We start from the raw sequence: 4,467 nt of genomic DNA, 5'->3' as shown, positions 1-4,467 counted from the left end.
CCGAAGGCAGCGACTGTGCCGAAGTGACGGACATCACGTGGCTCGGAACCATCAAGGTCGAGATCCAGGACCAGTTCACCGACGCCATCGAGTTCTACAACGAGAACAACACTGACTGTGTTGCCGTTGAGATCCTCGAGTCGCCGCAAGACGTGCCCTTCCTCCAGACGGTCACCACGTTCTACGAGGCTGGCAAGGCGCCGACCATCATGACGGCTCTGCAGGAGCTGCCCGACATGGCTCCGCGCGTTGTCGACTGGAGCGGTGACCCGCTCGCCGAGCTCGCCGCCCCCGGCACGCTCGACGTCGCGACCATCGACGGCAAGGTCGTCGGTATCCCGATCACGGCTGAGGCCTTCGGTCTGCTCTACAACAAGGCTGTTCTTGACGCCGCTGGTGTCGAGGTTGACTCGATCACGACCCGCAGCGAACTCGCTGACGCCTTCGACGCTGTTGCCGAGACGGGCGTTTCGCCCGTGCACTTCTCGGGCCTCTGGTGGTCGCTTGGTGCCCACTTCACCAACGTCTACCACGCCAACGCTGCTGAAGACGTTGAGGGCCGCCTGGCGATCCTCGACGAGCTGAAGGCTGGCGAGAAGGACCTCCTTTCGGACCCGGTGTTCGAGAACTGGCTTGACACGTTCGACCTCCTCAAGGAGAACTCGATCGACACCGCCAGCATCGCTGACACCGACTACGACCTGGGTGTCGAGAACCTGGCCGTCGGCGACGCCGGCTTCTGGTTCATGGGCAACTGGGCCGAGCCGAACCTCCTCACCGCGACGCCTGACGGCGAGTTCGGTGTGATGCCTGTTCCGATCAGCGACAACGCAGACGACTACGGCAACGACTCGATCTCGGTCGGCGTTCCGTTCTACGCGATGATCGACGCCGAGCAGTCGTCGGCTGAGCAGCAGGAAGCCGCCAAGGCTGTGCTGAGCTGGTTCCTCACCACCCCCGAGGGCCAGGCGTACTGGTCGGGACCGGTCGAAGAGGGCGGAATGAACTTCATTCCGGTCTACGACGGCTTCACCGTCACGCCGAGCACCTTCATGGCTCAGAAGATTGCTGAGTACATCGCTGCGGGCAAGACGCTCCAGTGGGTCAACAGCGCCTACCCGGCCGGCCTGCAGGACAAGTACGGTGCCGCCGCTCAGAAGTACTACGACGGTGTGAGCGACCGTGCCGCATTCGCGGCCGAGCTCGAGGCCGCCTGGGCTGAGTAGCACATCGACGGAATCAGTCGCAGACTGATACCCCGTCACCAGTAACAGCGGTTGCCCGGGGCGCGAGCCCCGGGCAACCTGTTATGGACAAGGCCCGTCAGACAATGAGGTTTGGACAATCACATGAGAACTCGTAGGCAAGAGATCCAGCGATTCGCGGTCTTCGCACTGCTGCCGCTGTCGATCTTCATCTTGGTGCTCGTCATGCCATTCGGCCAGGGCGTGTACTACACCTTCACCGACTGGAATGGCTTTGAGGCCAACAACTGGGTCGGTATCGCCAACTACACGGCCGTGTTCCAGAACGAAGAATTCTGGGGATCGATGCTCTTCACGGCGGGGTACGTCGTTGCATCGCTGATTTTGGTCAACGTCGTCGCCTTCGCTCTCGCGCTTCTGGTCACAATTCCCCTGCGCGGCGTCAACGCCCTGCGCACGGCCTTCTTCTTGCCGAACCTCATCGGTGGCGTCATCCTTGGCCTTATCTGGCAGTTCCTTTTCGGTCAAGCACTCCCGACGCTTGCCGAGGCCACGGGCATCCCGGTTTTCGCGGAGAACTGGTTGCTCGACACTACGAGCGCCTTCTGGGCCATGGTCATCGTGACGGTCTGGCAGATGTCGGGCTACATGATGATCATCTACATCACTGCCCTCATGAGCATTGAGCAAGAGGCCCTCGAGGCCTCGCTGATCGATGGCACCAACGCGTTCCAGCGCATGTTCTACATCAAGATGCCGCTCATGGCGCAGGCCTTCACGATCTCGCTGTTCTTGACCTTGCGCAACGCCTTCATGGCGTTCGACCTCAACCTGTCGCTCACCGGTGGAAACCCCTACGGCACCACCGAGTTGATCTCGCTGCAGGTCTTCCGTGAGGCCTTCACCTACGGAAACTTCAGCTCGGGTCAGACCCAGGCCGTTCTCATGTTCGTCGTCATTGCGATCGCGGCGCTCGCCCAGGTCGCCGTCTCCAAGCGATTCGAGGTCCAGCGATGAAGCGCGCCCGTCGTATCAATATCTTCTTCTTCATCTTCGCGAGCGTGCTCGCGGCGTTCTACGCCTTCCCGTTTGTGATGGTGTTGCTGAACTCGGTGAAGACCGCCCGCCAGGTGCGCAACGAGCCGTTGGCGTGGCCGGAAGAGTGGCTCTGGGAGAACTTCGCCGAAGCCATCGACCGCATGGATTACTGGCAGGCTCTCGGCAACTCGCTCATCATTACGGTGCTCAGCGTGGGCGCGATCATCATCACGTCGTCGATGCTCGCCTACTACCTGGCCCGTTCGAAGACGCGGTTCTCGGGCATCACGTTCCTCGTGCTCGTTGCGTCGATGATCGTGCCCTTCCAGGCGCTCATGATCCCCTTCGTCGGTCTCTTTGGCGAGCGAGGGTTGGGATTGCCCGGTAACCAGGTCACCATCGCCTTCTTCTACGTTGGCTTTGGTGTCGCGCTCTCTACCTTCCTGTACCACGGCTTCATCACGAACATTCCGTTCGAGCTCGACGAAGCCGCTGGGATGGATGGAGCCTCACCGCTCCGCACCTTCCGCAGCATCATCTTCCCGATGCTCGGGCCGGTGACGGCGACGGTGGCCATCATCAACGCCCTGTGGATTTGGAACGACTTCCTGCTGCCGTCGGTGGTGCTCTTGGAGAACGATCAGAAGACCATCCCGCTTCGTACGTTCGTGTTCTACGGCAACTACACGTCGGACTACGGACTCGCGATGGCTGGTCTGGTGTTGTCGATCTTCCCGATCGTTATCTTCTACTTCGTCATGCAGCGCCGGATCATCGCGGGTATCTCCGCGGGAGCGGTGAAGTGAGTTCGACCAACACCACAGTCGAACACGCGAAGTCAGAAGAGTGGTGGCGGCAAGCCGTCGTCTACCAGATCTATCCGAGGTCGTTTGCTGATTCGGATGGTGATGGTCTCGGCGACGTGCGTGGAATCATCTCCCGTGTGCCCTACCTCCGTGACCTCGGGGTCGATGCGGTCTGGTTGAGCCCGTTCTATCCGTCGGCGCTTGCCGACGGCGGGTATGACGTGGATGACTATCGCAACGTTGACCCACGGCTGGGCTCGCTCGATGACTTCGATGGCATGGTGACCGCGCTCCACGGCGCGGGCATCAAGATCTTCGTCGACATCGTGCCGAACCACAGTTCGAATCGTCACGAGTGGTTCAAGGCTGCGTTGGCGTCCCCTCCGGGTTCACCCGAGCGCGATCGGTATTTGTTTCGCGACGGACGCGGTGAGCATGGCGAGCTGCCTCCTAATGATTGGCCGAGCCACTTTGGCCCGTCGGCGTGGACTCGCACGGTCAACGCCGACGGGACGCCCGGCCAGTGGTACCTGCACCTTTTCGCGCCCGAGCAGCCTGACTTCAACTGGGAGAACCCCGACGTTGAAGCAGACTTCATCAGAACCTTGCGTTTCTGGTCAGATCGGGGTGTCGATGGCTTCCGCATCGATGTCGCGCACGCGCTGAAGAAAGACATGAGCGAGCCCTACAAGCCCGTGCCCTCCATCGGCATCATGTCGGACTACCCGATCGATGGGTCGCACCCTTTGTTCGATCGCGACGACGTCTATGAGGTCTACCGGTCGTGGCGGGCGGTCTTCAACGAGTATGACCCGCCCCGCGTGGCCGTTGCCGAAGCGACAGTTCCCGTTCAACGACGTGTGAACTACGCACGGACCGACACCTTGGGCCAGGCCTTCAACTTCGACCTACTCGGCACCCCCTGGCTCGCACGCGAGTTTCGGTCGACGATCGCGCACAGTCTCGAGCTGGCGCAGTCGACGGGTTCATCGTCGACGTGGACGCTGTCGAACCACGACATCATTCGCCATGCGACGCGGTATGGACTGCCGGATGGCCTCCACCTCGACACGTGGCTGCTCACGAACGGCACCGAGCCTGAGGTTGACCGGGCCCAGGGGTTGCGCCGCGCTCGTGCCGCCATGATGTTGTTGCTGGCGTTGCCCGGATCGGTCTACCTCTATCAGGGCGAAGAACTCGGGTTGTTCGAGGTCGCCGACCTGCCCGCTGAGGCAATTCAAGACCCCATCTGGGTTCGAGACGCCGGGGCGCGAAAAGGCCGTGACGGATGCCGCGTGCCCTTGCCGTGGTCGGCAGAGTCCGCCGGCTTCGGCTTTACGACGGGCGTGCCGCACTTGCCAATGCCCGCGTGGTTCTCAGAGTTCGCCGTCGACCGGCAGCTCGGTGCGGCCGACTCG

General features: G+C 61.7%; 4 protein-coding genes. All 4 read left to right on the top strand.

Features of this window, described 5'->3' with window-relative positions:
• On the top strand, positions 1–1,226 hold a 1,226-nt coding region (locus SFU54_RS05510; RefSeq protein WP_319015294.1), incomplete at its 5' end, for an ABC transporter substrate-binding protein.
• 123 nt (positions 1,227–1,349) lie between these two features.
• Positions 1,350–2,222: a sugar ABC transporter permease gene (locus SFU54_RS05505; RefSeq protein WP_319015293.1), complete on the top strand. Its 873-nt coding sequence runs from the start codon at positions 1,350–1,352 to the stop codon at positions 2,220–2,222.
• Positions 2,219–3,049, top strand: a complete 831-nt coding sequence (locus SFU54_RS05500; RefSeq protein ID WP_319015292.1) for a carbohydrate ABC transporter permease — start codon at positions 2,219–2,221, stop codon at positions 3,047–3,049. Before SFU54_RS05505 ends, SFU54_RS05500 begins: the two co-directional genes overlap by 4 nt.
• A partial coding sequence (locus tag SFU54_RS05495; RefSeq protein ID WP_319015291.1) for a glycoside hydrolase family 13 protein occupies positions 3,046–4,467 on the top strand: 1,422 nt, incomplete at its 3' end. The genes SFU54_RS05500 and SFU54_RS05495, both read left to right, overlap by 4 nt.

The organism is Microcella sp. (assembly GCF_033763155.1).
In the GTDB taxonomy this organism is placed as follows: domain Bacteria; phylum Actinomycetota; class Actinomycetes; order Actinomycetales; family Microbacteriaceae; genus Microcella.
Note: the sequence above shows the minus strand (reverse complement) of the source record. Positions and strands in the feature narration are given on the sequence as shown.

Bases quoted from the DNA above. Each gene is read 5' to 3' on its own strand.
- SFU54_RS05505 (WP_319015293.1), top strand. From the start codon at position 1,350: ATGAGAACTCGTAGGCAAGAGATCCAGCGATTCGCGGTCTTCGCACTG.
- SFU54_RS05500 (WP_319015292.1), top strand. From the start codon at position 2,219: ATGAAGCGCGCCCGTCGTATCAATATCTTCTTCTTCATCTTCGCGAGC.